The following is a 19,947-nucleotide window of genomic DNA, read 5'->3' as shown; positions in this document are numbered from 1 at the left end:
CAATGTGCGCGTTCGACGCAATAATCGCGTCGCATCGCGCCGGCCATTGTGCGAAATGCGGACGAATTTCCTTGCTTATCCGCAGCCCCCTTCCTAGAGTTCAGCGCAAGCGGACACGCATTGCGAGGGCAGTCGATGACGGACATCACGGACCACGCGCGCGGCGCATTGCGCGCGCAACCGTTCAGCATGCTGCTGGGCACGGAGCTGATGCATATCGGCGACAACGAGGTGTCGCTGTGCCTGCCCGTGCGGGAAGAGCTGCGGCAGCAGCACGGCTTCGTGCACGGCGGCGTGATCGGCTACCTCGCCGACAACGCGCTGACGTTCGCAGGCGCGCTCGTGCTCGGCCCGCGCGTCATCACCGCCGAATACAAGATCAACTACCTGCGGCCCGCCGTGAACGGCACGCTCGTCGCGCGCGCGAAGGTCGTCTACGCGGGGCGGCACCAGGCGACCTGCCAGTGTCATGTGTTCGTCATCGACGGCGATCACGAGCGGCTCGTCGCGATCGCGCAAGGCACGATCAATCGCGTCGGCGACGGCAAGATGCCGGATGCGCCGGAGGAAACGGCGTGAATTGTCCCGGACGCAAAGGCCATCGGATTACCTGCCGGCGTCGTCCTGACGATCGCGCCCCGTGCCTGTGATGCAACATCGCAACCACCAGCCGCGGCACGCGCGACGCGCACCGTCCGGTTCCATCGCTTCATCGCGGCAGCGATAGACGGCGTCGCGATCACGGCGACCGACTGCGACGTCCAGCACGGTCACTTCCGCTCGATCCGCCCGGCATGCCGGAATTCGAACGGGTCGTGTCGAACCGAATCCGCGGATCGACGCTTCGGCCGACCTATTCCGCGGTGCCCGCTTTCAACGGCAGAAACCGCGGTGCCACGCGCGCCCGAACGTTACCGCTCGCGTCGGTGCGGTAAATCCCGCGCGCCGCATTGTGCGGATGCTCGACCGCGTCGGCCACGCTCAGCACCGGCGCGAAACACACGTCGGTGCCTTCGAGCAGCGCGCGCCAGTGCGCTGACGGCTGCTGCGCGAACACGTCGGCAAAACGCGCCTTCAGCGCCGGCCAGCGTGCGCGATCGTACTGCGACGCCGGATCGATGTCGGTCAACCCGAGCCGCTCGACCAGCAGCGCGTAGAACGGCGGCTCCAGCGCACCGATCGTCACGCATTCGCCGTCCGCGCAGCGATACACGTCGTAAAACGGCGCATCGTGGAAGAGGCTCGGCTGTGTGCCATCGAGCTGCCCGTTCGCGCGCGCCCACAGCGCGAGCGAGCCGAGCATCGACACGATGTCGACGATCGCGCCGTCGACCACGCGCCCCGGGCCGCCGCCGCGCACGTCGAACAGCGCGCAGATGATCCCGAATGCGAGCCCGAGCGCGCCGCCGGCATCGCCGACGACGGTCGGCGGCACGCCCGGCCGGCCGTCGCGCGGCGCGGACAGCGACAGCAACCCCGTCAGCGCGACGTAGTTCAGGTCGTGCCCGGCGGCCGTCGCGAGCGGTCCGTCCTGGCCCCAGCCCGTCATCCGTCCGTACACGAGCTTCGGATTGTCGCGTGCGCAATCGTCCGGGCCGAGACCGAGGCGCTCCATCACACCGGGCCGCAGCCCCTCGATCAGCGCATCGGCCTGCGCGATCAGCGCGAGCGCCGCGTCGCGGCCGGCCGGCGTCTTCAGATCGAGTTCGACGATCGTCTTGCCTTCGCGCAGCAGGTCGCCGTCGCGGCCCTGCAGCGCGTCCGGCGCGCTGGTGCGGCCCGCGGGACGCGCAATCAGCGTGATGCGCGCCCCCATCCCGGCGAGCATCCAGCCCGCGAGCGGGCCGGGGCCGAGGCCTTCGAATTCGACGATGTGGACGCCGGAAAGCGGGACACCAAGCGACATACGATTCTCCTGTCGACCAGCGTTAGCGCTTTAGCGCTTACGCTGGTCCCATGCTTCGCGGTCGACCAGCGTTGGCGCTTTAGCGCTTACGCGGGTCCCATGCTTCGCGGTCGACCAGCGTTGGCGCCTTAGCGCCTACGCTAGCCCCATCCGTTGCGGTCGATCCGCGATGACTCAAGCCAGCGCGCCCCCCGTGCATCATGACCGCAATGCGCTTCAACGCACCGGCACGGTCACCGATGCGACGCTTTGCGTCGCGAATTGCCGTCATCACACGTGCGCCAAACGAAAAATCCCTGCGCAGCAGGTCCGCTTCGCAGGGATCGGTCCGTTTCAGCACTGCAGGGTTGCGCGCGCGAACCGCGACACGCTCAGAACGCATCCCCCGGCACCCGCACCCAGCCTTCCATCAGCACGCGCGCGCTGCGGCTCATGATCGCCTTCGTGACGGTCCATTCGCCATTTTCGAGCCGGGCTTCCGCGCCGACGCGCAGCGTGCCCGATGGATGGCCGAAGCGCACCGCGTTGCGTTCACCGCCGCCCGCCGCCAGGTTGACGAGCGTGCCGGGAATCGCCGCGGCCGTGCCGATCGCGACCGCCGCCGTGCCCATCATCGCGTGGTGCAGCTTGCCCATCGACATCGCGCGCACCAGCAGGTCGACGTCGCCCGCATTCACGCGCTTGCCGCTCGACGCGACGTAATCGGCCGGCTTCGCGACGAACGCGACCTTGGGCGTATGCTGACGCGTCGCGATCTCGTCGAGCGTGTCGATCAGGCCCATGCGCAGCGCGCCATGCGCGCGGATCGTCTCGAACTTCTCGAGCGCCTTCGGGTCGCCGTTGATCGCGTCCTGCAGCTCCGTGCCCGTATAGCCGATCGCCTCGGCCTCGACGAAGATGGTCGGAATCCCCGCGTTGATCATGGTCGCCTTCAGCGTGCCGATGCCCGGCACGACGAGGTCGTCGACGAGGTTGCCGGTCGGGAACATCGAGCCGCCCGAGCCTTCTTCCTCGGCGGCCGGGTCCATGAACTCGAGCTGCACTTCGGCGGCCGGAAACGTGACGCCGTCCAGCTCGAAATCGCCCGTCTCCTGCACCGCGCCGTTCGTGATCGGTACGTGCGCGACGATCGTCTTGCCGATGTTCGCCTGCCAGATACGCACGGTCGCGATGCCGTCGCGCGGCACGCGCGACGCATCGACGAGGCCACCGCTGATCGCGAACGGGCCGACGGCCGCCGACAGGTTGCCGCAGTTGCCGGTCCAGTCGACGAACGCGCGATCGATCGAGACCTGCCCGAACAGGTAGTCGACGTCGTGACCGGGCCGCGTGCTCTTCGACACGATCACCGTCTTGCTGGTCGACGACGATGCGCCGCCCATCCCGTCGATCTGCTTGCCGTACGGATCGGGGCTGCCGATCACGCGCAGCAGCAGCGCGTCGCGTGCGGCGCCCGGCGCCTGCGCGGCGTCCGGCAGATCCTGCAGCCGGAAGAACACGCCCTTGCTGGTGCCGCCGCGGATGTACGTCGCCGGAATCCTGATTTGAGGAATGTGAGCCATGTTTGCGTTGTCCCTGTGTGACCCGGTCAGGCAGCCTGCGACGATTCGAGGAAGTCCTGCGCGAAACGCTGCAGCACGCCGCCCGCGTCGTAGATCGACACCTCCTCGGCCGTATCGAGCCGGCACGTCACCGGCACCTCGACGCGCTCGCCGTTCTTGCGGTGAATCACGAGCGTGAGATCGGCGCGCGGCGTGCGCGCGCCGACCACGTCGAAGGTCTCGGTGCCATCGATGCCGAGCGTTGCGCGATTCGTGCCCGGCTTGAACTCGAGCGGCAACACGCCCATCCCGATCAGGTTCGTGCGGTGGATCCGCTCGAAGCCCTCGGCGACGATCGCCTCGACGCCCGCGAGCCGCACACCCTTCGCGGCCCAGTCGCGCGACGAGCCCTGGCCGTAGTCGGCGCCGGCGACGACGATCAGCGGCTGCTTGCGATTCATGTACGTCTCGATCGCTTCCCACATCCGCATGACCTTGCCCTCGGGCTCGACGCGCGCGAGCGAGCCCTTCTTCACCACGCCGTCGACGACCGCCATCTCGTTGACGAGCGTCGGGTTCGCGAACGTCGCGCGCTGCGCGGTCAGGTGGTCTCCCCGGTGCGTCGCGTACGAGTTGAAGTCTTCTTCCGGCAAGCCCATCTTCGCGAGGTATTCGCCGGCCGCGCTGTTCGCCATGATCGCGTTCGACGGCGACAGGTGGTCGGTCGTGATGTTGTCGCCGAGCACCGCGAGCGGGCGCATGCCCTTGAGCGTGCGCTCGCCGGCCAGCGCGCCTTCCCAGTACGGCGGACGGCGGATGTACGTGCTTTGCGGACGCCAGTCGTACAGCGGCGCCGCACGCTCGCCCGCATCCGCGCTGCGCGCGAACATCGGTTCGTAGACCTTGCGGAACTGCTCGGGCTTCACGCTCGATGCGACGATCGCGTCGATCTCCTCGTCGGTCGGCCAGATGTCCTTCAGCGTGACGGGCTTGCCGTCCTGATCGTGGCCGAGCGCGTCCTTCTCGATGTCGAAGCGAATCGTGCCGGCGATGGCATACGCGACGACGAGCGGCGGCGACGCGAGAAACGCCTGCTTCGCATACGGATGGATGCGGCCGTCGAAATTGCGGTTGCCGGACAGCACGGCCGTCGCGTACAGGTCGCGATCGACGATCTCCTGCTGGATCTTCGGATCGAGCGCGCCCGACATCCCGTTGCAGGTCGTGCACGCGAACGCGACGATGCCGAAGCCGAGCTTCTCGAGTTCCGGCAGCAGGTTCGCTTCTTCCAGATACAGCTCGACCGCCTTCGAGCCCGGCGCGAGCGAGCTCTTCACCCACGGCTTGCGCGTGAGGCCCTTCGCGTTCGCGTTGCGTGCGAGCAGGGCTGCGGCGATCACGTTGCGCGGGTTGCTGGTGTTCGTGCAGCTCGTGATCGCGGCGATGATCACCGCGCCGTCGGGCATCTCGCCCGGCTTCTCTTCCCACTGGCCGGCGATGCCGCGCGCGGCGAGGTCGGATGTCGGCAGCCGCTTGTGCGGGTTCGACGGGCCGGCCATGTTGCGCACCACGCTCGACAGGTCGAACGTCAGCGTGCGCTCGTACTGCGCGCCGTTCAGCGTGTCGGCCCACAGGCCCGCTGCCTTCGCGTAGGTCTCGACGAGCTTCACCTGCTCGTCGCTGCGACCGGTGAGGCGCAGATAGTCGGTCGTCTGGCCGTCGATGAAGAACATCGCGGCCGTCGCGCCGTATTCGGGTGCCATGTTCGAGATCGTCGCACGGTCGCCGAGCGTGAGGCTCGCCGCGCCCGCACCGCGGAATTCCAGGTACGCGCCGACCACCTTTTCCTTGCGCAGGAATTCGGTCAGCGCGAGCACGATATCGGTCGCGGTGATGCCGGGCTGGCGCTTGCCGGTCAGTTCGACGCCGACGATGTCGGGCAGGCGCATCCACGATGCGCGGCCGAGCATCACGTTCTCCGCCTCCAGCCCGCCCACGCCGATCGCGATCACGCCGAGCGCGTCGACGTGCGGCGTGTGGCTGTCGGTGCCGACGCAGGTGTCCGGATACGCCACGCCATCCTGCGCCTGGATCACCGGCGACATCTTCTCCAGGTTGATCTGGTGCATGATGCCGTTGCCCGGCGGGATCACGTCGACGTTCTCGAACGACTGCTTGGTCCATTCGATGAAGTGGAAACGATCCTCGTTGCGGCGATCCTCGATCGCGCGGTTCTTCGCGAACGCGTCCGGATCGAAGCCGCCGCACTCGACGGCGAGCGAGTGGTCGACGATCAGCTGCACGGGCACGACCGGGTTCACCTTCGCCGGGTCGCCGCCGCGCTCGGCGATCGCGTCGCGCAGGCCCGCGAGGTCGACGAGCGCCGTCTGGCCGAGGATGTCGTGGCACACCACGCGCGCCGGAAACCACGGGAAGTCGCGTTCGCGCTTGCGCTCGATGATCTGCTTCAGCGAATCGGCGAGGATTGCCGGATCGCAGCGGCGCACGAGGTTTTCGGCGAGCACGCGCGACGTGTACGGCAGCGTGTCGTACGCGCCGGGGGCGATCGCTTCGACCGCGGCACGCGCGTCGAAGAAGTCCAGCGACGTGCCGGGCAGGGGTTTGCGGTAGGCGGTATTCATGATGTGGGGCGGAAATCGGGGTAAGACGTTCCGCGCGCGCCGGCAACCCGCATCACGGGCGCCGGCGCGAGCGGCAGGCGTTTCAGCGCTTCTCGATCGGCACGAACTGCAGGTCTTCCGGACCCGTGTAGTTCGCGCTCGGGCGGATGATCTTGTTGTCGATGCGCTGCTCGATGATGTGCGCGCTCCAGCCGGACGTGCGCGAGATCACGAACAGCGGCGTGAACATCGCGGTCGGCACGCCCATCATGTGATACGACACGGCGCTGAACCAGTCGAGGTTCGGGAACATCTTCTTCGCTTCCCACATCACCGACTCGAGGCGCTCGGCGATGCCGTACAGCTTCAGGTCGCCCGCTTCCTTCGACAGCTTGTGCGCGACGCCCTTGATCACCTTGTTGCGCGGATCGGAGATTGTGTAGACCGGATGGCCGAAGCCGATCACGACTTCCTTGTTCTCGACGCGGCGGCGGATATCGGCTTCGGCGTCGTCCGGCGAGCTGTAGCGGCTCTGGATTTCATACGCGACTTCGTTCGCGCCGCCATGCTTCGGCCCGCGCAGCGCACCGATCGCGCCGGTGATCGCCGAATAGATGTCCGAGCCCGTGCCCGCGATCACGCGGCCGGTGAACGTCGATGCGTTGAACTCGTGCTCCGCGTACAGGATCAGCGACGTGTGCATCGCGTCGACCCACGACTTCGACGGCGTCTTGCCGTGCAGCAGGTGCAGGAAGTGGCCGCCGATCGAGTCGTCGTCGGTTTCCGTCTCGATGCGCTTGCCGTTGTGCGAGAAGTGATACCAGTACAGCAGCATCGAGCCGAGCGACGCCATCAGGCGGTCGGCGATGTCGCGCGCGCCCGGCAGGTTGTGATCGTCCTTCTCGGGCAGCACGGTGCCGAGCACCGACACGCCGGTGCGCATCACGTCCATCGGGTGGGCCGATGCCGGGATCTGCTCGAGCGCGGCCTTCAGTGCGTTCGGCAGGCCGCGCAGCGCGCGCAGCTTGGTCTTGTACGCGGCCAGTTCGGTCAGGTTCGGCAGCGTGCCGTGCACGAGCAGGTGCGCGATTTCCTCGAACTCGCACGATTCGGCGACGTCGAGAATGTCGTAGCCGCGGTAGTGGAGGTCGTTGCCGGTCTTGCCGACCGTGCACAGCGCCGTGTTGCCGGCCGTCACGCCCGACAGCGCCACCGACTTCTTCGGCTTGAATGCGCCTGCGGCGGCCGGTGCTGCTGCGTCTTTCGTCTCGCTCATGTTTCGATTCTCCAATGGGTATCGGGGTGTCATGTCGGCCGGGCGCGGCGCGGGTGCGCGCGTTCCGGCTTCATGCAAAGCATTCCGGGAACCGTGTCCCGGCGCGCGGGCCGCGTTACTTCTTGCCCTGCGCGAACAGTTCGTCGAGCTTGCGCTCGTATTCGTGATAGCCGAGGAAGTCGTACAGCTCGGCGCGGGTCTGCATGGTCGGCACCGCAGCCTTCTGCGTGCCGTCGCGACGCAACGTCTCGTAGAAGTTCAGCGCGGCCTTGTTCATCGCGCGATAGGCGCCGCAGCAGTACAGCGCGATGTCGACGTTCGCCTCGCGCAACTCGTCGAGCGTGAACAGCGGCGTCGAGCCGAATTCGGTCAGGTTCGCGAGGATCGGCACCTTCACGGCGGCCTTGAAGCGGCGGTAGTCGTCGAGCGTCTTCATCGCTTCCGGGAAGATCATGTCGGCGCCGGCTTCCACGTATGCGATCGCGCGCTCGATCGCGGCGTCGATCCCTTCGGCGGCGGCCGCGTCGGTGCGGGCCATGATCACGAACTGGTCGTCGGTGCGCGCATCGACCGCGGCCTTCACGCGATCGACCATTTCGTCGGTCGGCACGACTTCCTTGCCCGGACGGTGGCCGCAGCGCTTCTGGCCGACCTGGTCCTCGAGGTGGACGGCCGCGACGCCGGCCTTGATGAACGAGCGGACCGTGCGCGCGATGTTGAACGCGCCGCCCCAGCCCGTGTCGATGTCGACCAGCAGCGGCAGGTCGGTCGCGTTGGTGATCCGGTTCGCGTCGATCAGCACGTCTTCCATCGTGCTGATGCCGAGATCGGGGATGCCGAGCGAATTCGCGGCAACGCCGCCACCCGACAGGTAGACGGCCTTGAAGCCGACGGCCTGCGCCATCTTGGCTGCATACGCGGTAATCGCGCCGACCACCTGCAGCGGCTGCTCGGCCGCGACTGCCGCGCGGAATTTCGCGCCGGCGCTCTGAAGATGCGTGTTGCTCATGAACGGCCTCCTGAAGGAATGCCCATCAAATAGCAAGGACCGGGCCAGCTCGCGAAACACCGCTAACCCACTGATTCTTAAGCAACCGGCACGTGCGATGAATCGTCCGGTGATTTCAATTCGGCAATTTCATGTTTCAGAAATGAAATCCCGCGCGCATAATCGGTCGCCATGGACCTCTCCTCGACCAAGCCCGTCGGCCCGGCCGACCGCACCGTTCGCCCGCGCATCTGGGCGATGGGCATCAGCCGCCTGCGCGACCTGTTTCGCGAGATCGCCGGCGAATTCGACGAGCGTGCCGACGTGCGCATCGTCACGCGCGCGTACGAAGATGCGTTGAGCGCGATCGCGGAGGCCGGCACCGCGCGGCCCGACGTGATCGTCGCGGCCGGCTCGAACGGCGGCTTCCTGAAAACGCGTGCGCAGGTGCCGGTCGTGGTCGTGTCGCCGACCGGCTTCGACGTGATGCAGGCGCTCGCGCGCGCACGGCGCGATGCCACGCGGATCGCGCTCGTCAGCGCCGGCGAGACGCCGCCCGAAGTGCGTCGCTTCGTCGCCGCTTACGGCCTCGACGTGCAGTTTGCGTCATATCAGTCCGCGCAGGAAGCGGAAGCCTGCGTGCACGACCTGCACGACCGCGGCATCGAGACGATCGTCGGCCCCGGCCTCGTCACCGATCTCGCGGCGAGCGCCGGCATGGGCGCCGTGTTCCTGTATTCGCACGCGTCGGTGCGCCAGGCGGTCGAGACGGCGCTCGAAGTCGCGTACGCGACGCACGCCGAGGCGTTTCGCCGCCAGCGGCTCGACAACCTGTTGCAGCATCTGCGCGACGGCGTGGTCGCGCTCGATGCGCGCGGTCGCGTCGAAGCCATCAACGAACGGCTCGCGTCGGCGCTCGGGGTCGAACCCGCGGCGGCCGTCGGCCGCGCGCTGGTCGACCTGCGCCCGGAGTTGCGCACGCTGCGCGGCGAGGACGGCGACGCGCTTGCGACCGTGCGCGGCGTGCGCTACGTCGTGCATCGCGGGCCGCTCGTCGATCGCGGCGTGACGTCGGGCAGCGTGCTGACGTTCCAGGAATCGCGCGCGGTCGAACGGCTCGACCGCGCGCTGCGCTCGCAGCCGAACACGCAGCAGTTCGCGGCGCGCTACACGCTCGACGACGTGATCGGCGCGTCCGCGCCGATGGCGCGCGTGCGCGATCTCGTGCGGCGCTACGCGAAATCCGACGCGACCGTCCTCGTGCTCGGCGAAAGCGGCACCGGCAAGGAGATGATCGCGCAGAGCCTGCACGCGCTGTCCGTGCGGCACAGCTATCCGTTCGTCGCGATCAACTGCGGCGCGTTTCCGGAGGCGCTGCTCGAGAGCGAGCTGTTCGGTTACGAGGAAGGCGCGTTCACCGGCGCGCGGCGCGGCGGCAAGACCGGCCTGTTCGAAGCCGCGCACCGCGGCACGCTGTTTCTCGACGAGATCGGCGAAATGCCGCCGTCGCTGCAGAGCCGGCTGCTGCGCGTGCTGCAGGAGCGCGAGGTGATCCGCCTCGGCTCGACCGAGCCGATCCGCATCGACGTGCGCGTGATCGCCGCGACGCACCGCCCGCTGCTCGCGGCCGTCGAGGACGGCACGTTCCGCGCGGACCTGTATTACCGGCTCAACATCCTGAACATTGGCCTGCCGCCGCTGCGCGAGCGCGCCACCGACATTCCGGCGCTCGCGGCCACGCTGCTCGTGCAGGCCGCGCGGCGCGAGCCGCGGCTGGCCGAACGCGTGCGCGAGGTCGGCGATGCGGTGCGCGTGCTCGACGCGACGCAGGCGACGCTCGCTCGCTACCGATGGCCCGGCAACGTGCGGGAACTGCAGAACGTGGTCGAGCGGATCGCGGTGGAACTGGCCGAGGAAGTCGACGCGCATCCGGGCGCCTCATGCGCGGCGCTCACGCCCGATGCGCTGCAGGCGATCGCGCCCGAGTTGTTCGCCGCGCCGCCGGACTCGACCGACACCGACGACGCGCAGACACTCCACGCGCGCCGCCGCCGCGCCGAAGCCGACGAGATCCGCGCGGTGCTCGACGCGTGCGGCGGCGATCGCGATCGCGCGTGCGCGATGCTCGGCATCAGCAAGACGACGCTGTGGCGGAAGCTGTCGGCGAAATAGGTTCGGGCGAGGCAGGAGCGGCAGGTAATGACGCGCCGGACGCGCGCCGCCGTCAATCGGCCTTGTGATAGTGGCGGTAAGCCTTCGCGCGATTCCCGCACGAAGACATCGAGCACCAGCGACGGCTGCCGTTCTTGCTGTCGTCGATGAACAGCCACTGGCATGCGTCGTTCGCGCAGCGCTTGACCTTCGCGAGCCGCGCGCCGCCCAGCAGGTCCGTCGCCGACCACAGCACCGGGCTCAGCAACCTCGCGAACGTCGCGTCCGCTGCCCCGATCCGCCACGCGTAGCCGCCGTCGATCCGCGCGAGCGCGACGCGCGGCGCCGCTTCCGCCAGAAAACCGCCCAGCAGCGCGAGATCGTCGGCTTGCGGCTCGCGCCGCTCGGCCTGCGCGTGAAAGAGCCGATACAGCGCCTCGCGTAACGCGAGCGCGCTCGCCAGCATCGCCGGCTCGCTCTCCTTCTCCTTCACTTGTGCACGACACACGTCGGCCAGGCCGGCCGGCATGCCCGCCTGCTCGCGGCACCATGTGAACAGGTCATCCAGCGTGCCGAAGGTTTCGGTCGGCGCGTCCGCGCCGCGCCAGTACAGCGTGTTCGCGAAATCGATGCTCAGCGTTTCGGACGGTGCCGGAACCAGGCAGTCCGTCGCGACGGAAGGTTGCGTTTTGCTCATGACGCGATCGTATCTAACCACCATGCCGGTTGACAAGCGGCCGGACGCTTTCTAACATAACCAGCATGGTGGTTAAAGAAGGTTTGCTGCACTGACGTCCCCTCTTCAGTTCAAGGAGCCACAGATGATCGATCACCTTTCGTTCGGCGTTGCCCACATCGACCGCAGCCGCGCGTTCTACGACAACACGCTCGGCGCGCTCGGCTACAAGCGGCTGTACAGCGACGACGGATCCCTCGGCTACGGCACCAGCGAACCGGTGCTGTGGTTGCAGCACGCGGCGCGTCCGGTCGTCGCCGATCCCGACTCAGGGTTGCACGTGTCGTTTCGCGCCTCGTCGCCCGTGGAAGTCGACGCGTTCTATCGCGCCGCGCTGCAGCACGGCGGACAGGACAATGGCGGGCCGGGCAAGCGCGAGCACTACGGCCCCGGCTATTACGCGGCGTTCGTCGTCGATCCCGACGGGTATCGGCTCGAAGCCCATTGCGAGCTGGACAACGTCGTCTGATCCGGTTCGCACCGACACGGGTGAAAGACAAGGGCCCGATTCCGCATCGCGCGGAATCGGGCCCTTGTCTTTGCTGCATCGATGTCCGGTTCGCGGCGGCCACCGCGCGCAATCACGCCAGTGGCCGAGCGGGCGGCCGGACGGCGCGGCCGGGTTGCGGTCGATTGCGCCCGCGATCCGGCCCGCGCCGCACACTGGCCTACTGCGCGTCGCGCGTGACCTGCCGTTGCTCGCCCAGCCCCTCGACCCCGAGGCGCACCGTCTGGCCGGCCTTCAGGAACACCGGCGATGGCTTGATGCCCATCCCGACGCCCGGCGGCGTACCGGTCGTGATCACGTCGCCCGGTTGCAGCGTCATGCAGGTCGACAGGTAGGCGATCAGTTGCGCGACGGTGAACACCATCGTGCGCGTGTTGCCGTTCTGGTAGCGGTGGCCGTCGATCTCGAGCCACAGGTCGAGGCGCTGCGGATCGGGCACCTCGTCGCGCGTCACGAGCCACGGGCCGATCGGGCCGAACGTATCGAAGCCCTTGCCCTTGTCCCACTGGCCGCCGCGTTCGATCTGCCACTCGCGCTCGGAGACGTCGTTGACGACGCAATAGCCGGCGACGTAATCCAGCGCACGCGCCTCGTCGACGTCCTTGCAAGTCGCGCCGATCACGACGCCCAGCTCGACTTCCCAGTCCGTCTTCACCGAGCCCTTCGGGATGTCGATGCCGTCGTTCGGGCCGCAGATCGAACTCGTCCATTTGCCGAATACCACCGGCTCCTTCGGTACCGGCATGCCGGCTTCGGCCGCGTGATCGGCATAATTCAGACCAATGCCGATGAACTTGCCGACGCGCCCGACGCACGCGCCAATGCGCGGCTCGCCAGGGACGAGCGGCAGCGTGGCCGAGTCGATCGCGCGCAGGCGCGCGAGCGCGGCGTCGGACAGCGCGTCGCCAGCAAGATCCGGCACGTGCGCGGACAGGTCGCGAATCCGGCCGTCCGCGTCGAGAATACCGGGCTTTTCCTGGCCCGGCGGGCCATAGCGAAGCAGTTTCATCGTGCTCAACCTCTGTTGTCGAATGTGACAGGATACCGGCCGACGCAGCCGTTGACGGCCACTCGCCGGACTGAATGTCGATCGTCGATGACGCGCGTCGGCGCCGCATCCGGCAGGCCAATCGACACGCGAGGCTCGCGCAGGCGCAGCGATCGCGGCGCCGCACCGGAGTGCGGCGCGCATCGAACGGGCGGCCGCCGGTCTGCGCATCGGCGACGACGGCCCGGCATTCGCGACACGTGCCGGCCTGTGCTGTGCCGGCCGGCTTCACGCGCGGCCGCGCCGTCGCTGGCCCGCCGCTCTTTGTACCATCGGCGGCCCGCCGTGAAATGGCGCGCGACGGATACCGACTATTGGTGCGCCCATGGAGGTTGCACCGCAGCATCGGGCCTGCCGAACCTTTCGGCTTTACGCCGAAAGCCGCCGTCCGTCGACACCAAAAGATGAATTGCGAATATTTCTTATGAACCTGTCATCGGGGACGATATGTAATCCGTTCTTGCTGGGTAACGATCGGTAAAATGACGCTGCATTGCACACTGAACGTTTGTTGTTAAGCTCGCGCGGATGGCAGTCACATCCGCATGCGGCTTCACGAATTCGCGTGCAAAGCCGGCCGGCGTGCGTCGCCACCCGATTGGCAATCCCCGGACTTCCTACCCCATGATGCAAACGACCAATAACCCGCTCCCCGGCAGCGACGCACGGGAGTCGATGGGCACAGCCGACCGCTATCGCGCGCCCGCGCTCGACAAGGGTCTCGACATTCTCGAACTCCTGTCGGAACAGAAGGAAGGACTCACCCGCACCGAAATCACGAAGGAACTCGGCCGCAACGCGAGCGAGATCTACCGGATGCTCGAGCGTCTCGTCGCACGCCGCTATGTGATGCGCTCGAGTGGCGGCGACCGTTACACGCTCAGCCTGAAACTGTTCGCGCTCGCGCATCGGCATCCGCCAATGAACCGGCTGATCGCCGAGGCCTTGCCGCTGATGCAGCGCTTTGCCGACGCGGCGGAACAGTCGTGCCACCTGACCGTCTACGATCGCGGCAACCTGCTCGTGATTGCGCAGGTGGACGGCCCCGGCCCATGGGGTGTGTCGGTGCGGCTCGGCTCGCGCGTCGGGCTCGCCGATACGGCGTCGGGGCGCGTGATGCTGTCGTTCCAGGGTGCCGAGCAGCGTGCGCACATGCTGGCCGAGCATCGCAAGGTCAAGGGCGAAACCCCGATGAACGAGCAGGAACTCGCGCATGCGTGCCAGTCCATCCGCCAGTCCGGTTACGTGCGCCAGGACAGCCGCCAGGCATACGGCGTGACCGACCTGAGCGCGCCGATCCTCGGCCCGGCCGGCCATGCGATCGCGGTGCTGACCTGCCCGTACATGCGCCGGATCGACGCGCATATGGCGCCGTCGGTCGAGGTGGTCGTCGTGGGACTGCGCGATACGGCAGGCCAGTTGTCGATGTACCGCGCGGAGACTTGCTGAACGTTGCGGAACGGTCGACCGCGCTGAAGGTGGCAGACCGTTCGGGCGCGGCGGTCGTTCGGTCACACGGCCAGCGGATCGGGCAGGCGGGCGGGCCCGACACCGCGCACGCGGTGTGCGATGCGTGCCGGCCACGCGGGCTCTCGTACCGGCATCCGGCAGACCGTTTCCGGATGCGCGGACGCCGCGCTACGCTAGAATAGCGGCCCTCTCAAAAACGACGACGGCCGGCTGTCGCGGCCGTCGTATCCGATGGATGTCATGGCCAAACTTCTGAACGATCAAGAATTCCAGCGTTTCTCCGAACTTCAGCAGAAGCAGGCGAGCTTCACGATCACGCCCGAGGAAGCGGACGAGCTGCGCGACATCGTCGCGCGCGCGCAGAAGAAGCGCGACGACCGTGCCGAAGCGATGCGCGCGATCGAGAACTACATCGAGCAGTTCGACATCACGCCCGACGAACTCTTCTCGCCCGAGCAGATCGGCGACGCCGCGCGCACCTACGGCCTGATCACGGCCACCAAGAAGGAGCGCACGCTGCCGCCGTCGATCACATTCAACGGCAAACCGTACCAATGGACCAAGACGCTTCCGGACGACGTGCGCGGCGCGCTGTTCGATGCATTTACGTCCGGCGAATCGGTCAAGCGCTTCATCGCGATGCCGAAGGACACCGCGCGTTGCGCCCTGACGATCGCCCGCCTCGAGCGCGAAACCGGCGGCGTTTATGCCGACGCGCACCTCGAAGAACTCGCGATTTCGCGTGACCAGGTGAACGACGCAGCGTCGAAACTTGCTGCATAAATGCCATCGCGGGCACGGTTCATGCGTGCCCGCACCGGCGCGGACGCCGGCAGAAACCCGGGCCGCGCCAGACGGAGCACTGCGTCCGTGGGCTCCCGAAAAGTCTCACCAAAGCATCCCGTAAGCGCTCACCGGAGCATCCCGTAAAAGCTCACCCGAGGTTTCCGGAGACGCTCACCAGCCCCTCCCGAACGTCCTCACCGACGCATCCCGCAGACGCTCCCCCCCTTCCCGGAAAGGCTCACCGGGGCCTCCCGCAAGGGCTCACCGGCAGCTCCCGCGAAGGCTCACCGGGTGCTTCCGTATCGACTCACCCGATTGCTCCCGGAAAAGCTCACTTTCGGCTCCTGAAAAATCTCACCTTTTGTCCGCTTTCAATGCTGGCGGTGCGCAAGGCGGGCGTCAGTGCGCTCGAATATTGCGCCGGAACCGGCGATACGCCGAGGTCACCAGCATACGCAACCGCCCGCCGAGGACGCGGTAACTCGACGAGATCGCCCTTTCCCGCCGGTCGCGAAGCGAGCGTAGTACCGATCCGCACAGTGAGGCGAAAGAGTCGAACGATCTGCATGCCGAACTACAACCGATTCGCTCGGTCGCGGCTGCGCATCACCGACATCGCGCGTTCCGTAGCGGCTGCGCACGACACCACCGAACGTTCAGGCACACTCGCCGGCGCGATTACGGTTGCAGCTTCATCCTGAACCCCACCACGCCGGGCTCCTCCGTCGTCGACACCTCGAAACCGCAGGATTTCGCCAGCGAGATCATCGCGGTGTTCTCGCGCAGCGCCTCGCCGACCATCCACGCGGTGCCGCGCGATCGCGCGTAGTCGATGATACGCGCCATCATCAGCCGCCCGAGCCCCTTGCCCTTCTGATCGGGCCGGACAGCAATCGCGAACTCGGCCGTCTCGTTGTCGGGATCGGCAACCGCGCGCGCCACCGCGAGTGTGTGCGATCGGCCCGATGCGTCGGTGAACGACACGATGAAGGCCATCTCACGGTCGTAGTCGATCTGAGTCATGCGCGCGACTTGCGAATGATCGAAGCTGCGCACGGCACCGAAGAAACGCATCCGCAGATCGTCCGGCGTCATCGCGCCAAGCAACTCGTTGTGCGCTTCTTCGTCTTCCGGACGGATCGGCCGGATCGTCACGGTCTCGCCGCGCCATTCGAGCGTCTGCTCGAGATGGCGCGGATACGGCATGATCGCGAGCCGGCTGCGCCCGGCCGCCAGCGTGATACGCGGCGCGACCACGTATGCCCGGTCGGACAGCACGCGCAGCGTGACCGACATCGCGACGACCTCGCGCACGTCGCAAACAACTTGCGACAGCGCCGTCAGCGCATCGAGCGTGGGTTCGACGGGCGTGCGGCGCGCATAGGGTGAACGCTCCATCACCGCGCGGGCGAGCACCGTATTCAGCGGTGGCAGCCCGTACACGACGAAAGGCGCCGATACGCCGTCGGTCGGCGGCACGGCATAACGAAACACCGGGCCGAAGTTCGAATCGTCGTACATGTCGACTGTGACGTCGACGACTCTGTTGCCCACCGGCGCATCGGCCGGCTCGCCGTGCACGCCGAAGTGCGACAACCAGCGCAACGCTGCTTCGCCGGCCAGTTCATGCTCGCCGGCCTCGACCATCCGTCTGGCCTCGGCCTGCGCGGACGCAACGCACTCGGCCGGCTGCAGCGGCGTGCCCTCGGGCGTCTGCATCAGCAACTGCCGCCCGAGGTTGTAGTCGACGAGCCGTGCGTATGCGCGTGCAAGCCGCTGCGGTGTGGTGTGCACCGGAATGCCGTTCGCGTGCAGTGCGTCGCGCGTCGCCGCGTCGACCGCACCGAAGAAACACGCGAGGATGCCGCGGTGCGCGTACTGCCGCGATTCGATCAGCGTGCGCGCGACCGCGTCGGCCGGCGCGCTGTGGGACGTCGAATGCACGACGAACAGCGTGCCCGTTTGCGGAAACGGCGCGAGCGCCTTGATGGCGGCGCCGAAATGCTCGGGGCGCGCATCGTCGCCGAGCGTCAGCGGATTGCCGGGCCCGCGGAGATGCGGCAGCGCGGCCGCGACCGCCGACGTTGCCTCGGCCGGCCAGTCGACCAGCACGTCGCGCACCTCCGCGACCGCATCGACCGCGAGTTTCGCGACGCCTGCGTCGCTCGTCACGAGTGTGGCCGCGCCGCGCGCGGTGACGCGCCCGACGCCGAGCGTCTCGATCTCGTCGAGCAGATCGTCGAGTGCATCGACGCGCACCATCCCCGCACGCTGGAACGCCGCCGTGTAAAGCGCATCACCGGCATCGGCGCGCCCGGTGCGCAGCGCGAGCACCGGTTTGTTGCGCGCCGCCGCACGCGCTGCCGACATGAACTTGCGCGCGGCACACACGGTGTCGAGCTCGAGCAAGATCGCGCGCGTGCCGGGATCGCTCGCGAGGTAGTCGAGCACATCGCCTGCATCGACGTCGGCCTCGCTACCCAACGCGACGACATGTGAAAAGCCGAGGCCTCGCGCATCGGCCCAGCCGAGTACCGCATTCGTCAGCGCGTTCGATTGCGACACCCAGGCGACGCCACCCGATCGCACCGTATAGGCCGGCGCGCCGAAATGCGCATGCCGCGCGGGCGACAGCACGCCGAGACTGCCGGGCCCGACGATACGGAGCACGAACGGCTTCGCGGCCTTGAGCGTGCGATCGAGCGCGGCGCGGTCGGCGTCGGTGCGCGCCTCACCGACAATCACCGCGACACGCGTGCCGATCTCGCCGAGCTTGCGCACGATGCCGGCCCACGTGGCAGGCGGCGTGCAGATCACGGCGACCGAGGGTGGGGCGGGCAGCCGTTCGACATCGGCCACGACCGAGTACCCGTTCAGCTCGCGATACTTCGGATTGACGGGCCACACGGGCCCCTCGAACGCGCCATCGAGCACGCGCGCCCACACCATCGCACCAATACTGCCCGCGCGCGACGATGCACCGACGACCGCAACGGACCTGGGCTGGAACAACGCATCGAGATGGCGAACGGTCACATCGGCTCCACACGGTAATGAAAAACGACCCGACCGGCACACGAGCCGAATGGCCTTGCGCCGGTCGACGCGAACTCCAAGCATAGGCGAACCCGATGCGGCTGCCTATATGCCAAACGGCCGACTGTGCGACGCGCATCAATGCCCGCAACATGAGCCGGTCACCGCGTCTTTGCAAGACGCAACAGGCGAAGGCGACACGATGCGCCCATCCGGTCGCCGTTTCAAAGGTGAGGATTTACAGGAGGCATGGTGAGCAAGTTCGGGAATTGCAGGGCACGCAGCGCAAGTACGCGAGAGGTGATCGCAATCGGCGGTACGTCTGCACCGCGAAGATCGAGAATGCCAATGCGCGCATGCCGCGAAATTACGGGGTTGTTTACGGGAATTCACGGCAATACCCGGTCGAATCGCGGCGAATTCGCAAAACGATATCCGTTAATCGCGCGGCATCGGTGTTCAACTCGCGGTTTCGAGTCCTGCTGCGACTGCCCAAAAACAAAACGGTGCGACGGCCGCATGGCCGTTCGCACCGTCAGTCAGCGCACGAAAGGTGAGGATTTTCGGGAGTCAGTCCTTGATCAGGAAACGCGCGCGGTTCTTGCCGAGCCATGCCGGCGCCCGCCCGCGGCCACTCCACGTTTCGCCCGTCTTCGGGTTCAGGTACTTCGGCGGCAACGGACGCTTCGGCTTCGCGGCAGCAGCGGCGCCGATCGGTCGAAAACCGAGCTCTTCCGCGGTAATGTCGAATTCCTCGATTTTTGCCCGAATGGCGGCAATCGCGTCGGCAATCGCCTTTTCGCGTTCCTTGTCGATCTTTTGCTGAAGTCTTTCGAGCTGCGCTGTCAGTTGCCTGTAGGTCGCCATATGGATGGGACTCCGTGAGTGTTATTCATGAAAAATAGCCGACTCCAAGCGAATAGAAAAGCGTCTCACCCGATTACGGTCTCTTTATCCGATCATGTCGGGATCAATAGCCGCTTTTCTTCTTGCATGCGAAGAGAAGATTTCGCATTGCGTCATCGGTCGATTGCTGAAGGACGTCGAATTCACCGTTGCAGATGGCTCGGGCATTGTCCGTGCAATTGCTCCAGTCGCTACCGGTGCACTGCACCTGCGTGGTCGGGCGCCCATCCGAAGTGAACAGTGGCGCCCCGCCGCCGCACCCGCCGAGCCCCGCAACGACGGCCAACAATCCGGCCCGACGCCAATGCATTCGAGGCCACCGACAGACCGACGCAAGCATGTGTTTCATTGTTCTTTCCGTCAACCGATTTTTTAATGCCGCGAGTATGCCATGCACCGCCGTCAGTCGTTCAGTCAGGCGCCCGGTCCGGCCGTCCGCGCGTCTTGTACGGCACGGCCCGGTGCGGATCGTCGGTGATGCGAACGAACACCTGCTCGACGTCGGGAAGCGCGCCGAGTTCGCGCTCCAGCGCCTGCCGATCGAATGCCGGATCGGCACACCCTTCGACATAGATAAAGCGCCGCTGCACGGTGATCCACAGGCTCGTGCCCTGCAGACGATCGGTGCCCGCGAAATGCGCTTTCGCCGCCTCGGCAATCGGCGCGTCATACATATACGAATTCGGTTTCGTGCAGCGGTGGGCGAGCCAGCAGGTGGTCCCGCGCTCGACGCGGTAATGCGCGTCGTCTTCCATCTCGGCGCGCGTCATCCACGGGCCGAGCGGCAGCGGGCATTCGGCAAAGCCTCGCGACAGCGCGACGAACGGATCGTTGTACCAGTTGCGTCGCACCGCGGGTGTGTCCGCGTCACCCGCCTGTGCGAGCGAGGACGTCGCCACCAGTACGGCCAGCCATCCGGCAATTGCGATTCGCTTCATCGTCGTCTCCTGTCGGGCACTTCAGCGGTGCCGTTC

Annotated in this window: 16 protein-coding genes; 5 read left to right on the top strand and 11 right to left on the bottom strand. The window is 67.1% G+C overall.

Going from position 1 to position 19,947, the window contains the following annotated elements; genetic code table 11:
• Positions 1 to 135: 135 nt before the first annotated feature.
• A complete protein-coding gene (locus WS66_RS00765) occupies positions 136 to 579 on the top strand; it encodes a PaaI family thioesterase (RefSeq protein WP_059467287.1) in 444 nt (147 codons plus the stop codon).
• Positions 580 to 853: 274 nt separating this feature from the next.
• Here WS66_RS00765 and WS66_RS00760 read toward each other — a convergent pair whose 3' ends face one another.
• The 5 genes from WS66_RS00760 to prpB all read right to left on the bottom strand — a co-directional run bounded on the left by WS66_RS00760 (position 854) and on the right by prpB (position 8,353).
• A complete protein-coding gene (locus tag WS66_RS00760) occupies positions 854 to 1,906 on the bottom strand; it encodes a CaiB/BaiF CoA transferase family protein (RefSeq protein ID WP_059598934.1) in 1,053 nt (350 codons plus the stop codon).
• 371 nt (positions 1,907 to 2,277) lie between these two features.
• Complete coding sequence (prpF, locus tag WS66_RS00750) at positions 2,278 to 3,468, bottom strand: 2-methylaconitate cis-trans isomerase PrpF (RefSeq protein ID WP_059598933.1); 1,191 nt, start codon at positions 3,466 to 3,468, stop codon at positions 2,278 to 2,280.
• 26 nt (positions 3,469 to 3,494) lie between these two features.
• A complete protein-coding gene (gene acnD / locus WS66_RS00745) occupies positions 3,495 to 6,089 on the bottom strand; it encodes a Fe/S-dependent 2-methylisocitrate dehydratase AcnD (RefSeq protein WP_059598932.1) in 2,595 nt (864 codons plus the stop codon).
• 82 nt (positions 6,090 to 6,171) lie between these two features.
• Positions 6,172 to 7,344, bottom strand: a complete 1,173-nt coding sequence (gene prpC / locus WS66_RS00740; protein WP_059598931.1) for a bifunctional 2-methylcitrate synthase/citrate synthase — start codon at positions 7,342 to 7,344, stop codon at positions 6,172 to 6,174.
• 115 nt (positions 7,345 to 7,459) lie between these two features.
• Positions 7,460 to 8,353, bottom strand: coding sequence for a methylisocitrate lyase (gene prpB, locus WS66_RS00735; RefSeq protein ID WP_059598930.1), 894 nt, complete (start codon positions 8,351 to 8,353; stop codon positions 7,460 to 7,462).
• 171 nt (positions 8,354 to 8,524) lie between these two features.
• Here prpB and prpR point away from each other — a divergent pair, with 171 nt between their 5' ends.
• The gene (gene prpR / locus WS66_RS00730; RefSeq protein ID WP_059598929.1) at positions 8,525 to 10,504 is read left to right on the top strand and encodes a propionate catabolism operon regulatory protein PrpR; all 1,980 of its coding nucleotides are present in this window, start codon (positions 8,525 to 8,527) and stop codon (positions 10,502 to 10,504) included.
• A 52-nt stretch (positions 10,505 to 10,556) separates the two neighbouring features.
• Here prpR and WS66_RS00725 read toward each other — a convergent pair whose 3' ends face one another.
• Positions 10,557 to 11,204, bottom strand: coding sequence for a CGNR zinc finger domain-containing protein (locus WS66_RS00725; RefSeq protein ID WP_059598928.1), 648 nt, complete (start codon positions 11,202 to 11,204; stop codon positions 10,557 to 10,559).
• 100 nt (positions 11,205 to 11,304) lie between these two features.
• On the opposite strand from WS66_RS00725, the gene WS66_RS00720 reads away from it, so the two are divergent.
• Entirely contained in the window at positions 11,305 to 11,688 is a 384-nt protein-coding gene (locus WS66_RS00720; RefSeq protein ID WP_059508454.1) for a VOC family protein, read from the top strand.
• A gap of 199 nt (positions 11,689 to 11,887) precedes the next feature.
• Here WS66_RS00720 and WS66_RS00715 read toward each other — a convergent pair whose 3' ends face one another.
• Positions 11,888 to 12,736 (bottom strand): ureidoglycolate lyase, encoded by an 849-nt coding sequence (locus tag WS66_RS00715; RefSeq protein ID WP_059598927.1) that lies wholly within the window; start codon positions 12,734 to 12,736, stop codon positions 11,888 to 11,890.
• Between the two features lie 666 nt (positions 12,737 to 13,402).
• On the opposite strand from WS66_RS00715, the gene WS66_RS00705 reads away from it, so the two are divergent.
• Together WS66_RS00705 and WS66_RS00700 are read left to right on the top strand one after the other, a co-directional pair.
• The gene (locus WS66_RS00705) at positions 13,403 to 14,224 is read left to right on the top strand and encodes an IclR family transcriptional regulator (protein ID WP_059598963.1); all 822 of its coding nucleotides are present in this window, start codon (positions 13,403 to 13,405) and stop codon (positions 14,222 to 14,224) included.
• A 252-nt stretch (positions 14,225 to 14,476) separates the two neighbouring features.
• Positions 14,477 to 15,028 carry a hypothetical protein gene (locus WS66_RS00700; RefSeq protein WP_059598926.1) on the top strand — a complete coding sequence of 184 codons (552 nt, stop codon included), beginning with the start codon at positions 14,477 to 14,479 and terminating at the stop codon, positions 15,026 to 15,028.
• A 681-nt stretch (positions 15,029 to 15,709) separates the two neighbouring features.
• On the opposite strand, the gene WS66_RS00695 is transcribed toward WS66_RS00700, so the two are convergent.
• From WS66_RS00695 to WS66_RS00680, 4 genes are all read right to left on the bottom strand, one after another.
• Complete coding sequence (locus WS66_RS00695; RefSeq protein WP_059598925.1) at positions 15,710 to 18,067, bottom strand: GNAT family N-acetyltransferase; 2,358 nt, start codon at positions 18,065 to 18,067, stop codon at positions 15,710 to 15,712.
• Between the two features lie 570 nt (positions 18,068 to 18,637).
• On the bottom strand, positions 18,638 to 18,934 hold the full coding sequence (locus WS66_RS00690) for an H-NS histone family protein (protein ID WP_059467298.1): 297 nt from the start codon (positions 18,932 to 18,934) through the stop codon (positions 18,638 to 18,640).
• A 103-nt stretch (positions 18,935 to 19,037) separates the two neighbouring features.
• On the bottom strand, positions 19,038 to 19,322 hold the full coding sequence (locus tag WS66_RS34250) for a hypothetical protein (RefSeq protein ID WP_236872909.1): 285 nt from the start codon (positions 19,320 to 19,322) through the stop codon (positions 19,038 to 19,040).
• Positions 19,323 to 19,383: 61 nt separating this feature from the next.
• Positions 19,384 to 19,911, bottom strand: coding sequence for a BON domain-containing protein (locus WS66_RS00680; protein ID WP_059598924.1), 528 nt, complete (start codon positions 19,909 to 19,911; stop codon positions 19,384 to 19,386).
• Between the last annotated feature and the right edge of the window lie 36 nt (positions 19,912 to 19,947).

The sequence above is a fragment of the Burkholderia sp. LA-2-3-30-S1-D2 genome, from assembly GCF_001523915.2.
GTDB classification, from domain to species: domain Bacteria; phylum Pseudomonadota; class Gammaproteobacteria; order Burkholderiales; family Burkholderiaceae; genus Burkholderia; species Burkholderia diffusa.
Note: the sequence above shows the minus strand (reverse complement) of the source record. Positions and strands in the feature narration are given on the sequence as shown.